Here is a 425-nt window from a genome sequence, read left to right as displayed (position 1 = left end):
CCCCAGTCGTTCGACTCGGCGGCCAACCTGCTGCCCCTGACGCTGCCCCTGCTCGTGCCCGTCGCGGTGCTGTTCATCCCGTTCATCGACCTGGTCATGGCCGTGGTGCGGCGGACGCGGCAGGGCCGCTCGCCGTTCGCGCCGGACAAGATGCACCTGCACCACCGGCTCCTGTCGATCGGTCACTCGCACCGCCGCGCGGTGCTGGTCATGTACTTCTGGGCCGCGCTGCTCTCCTCCGGCGCGGTGGCTCTGTCGATCACCGGGGGGACGGCGGAGCTCCTGGTCGCGATCGCGGTGCTGCTGGTCGTCGGGCTGGTCGTCGTCCTCAGCCCGCGAGCCCGGCGCGCGGCGCGGGAGGCGCGGGCGGCCGAGCTGGCCGCCCAGCGGCAGCGCAGCCGCGCCGACCACCCGACGGCGCGGGC

The 425-nt window shown here is 75.1% G+C and carries 1 pseudogene; it reads left to right on the top strand.

What is annotated here, in order from left to right:
* A pseudogene (locus A6V29_RS21560) lies at positions 1–425 on the top strand (undecaprenyl/decaprenyl-phosphate alpha-N-acetylglucosaminyl 1-phosphate transferase); the annotation flags it as partial.

The sequence above is a fragment of the Blastococcus sp. CCUG 61487 genome (genome assembly GCF_005222955.1).
Classification (GTDB): Bacteria; Actinomycetota; Actinomycetes; order Mycobacteriales; family Geodermatophilaceae; genus Blastococcus.
Note: the sequence above shows the minus strand (reverse complement) of the source record. Positions and strands in the feature narration are given on the sequence as shown.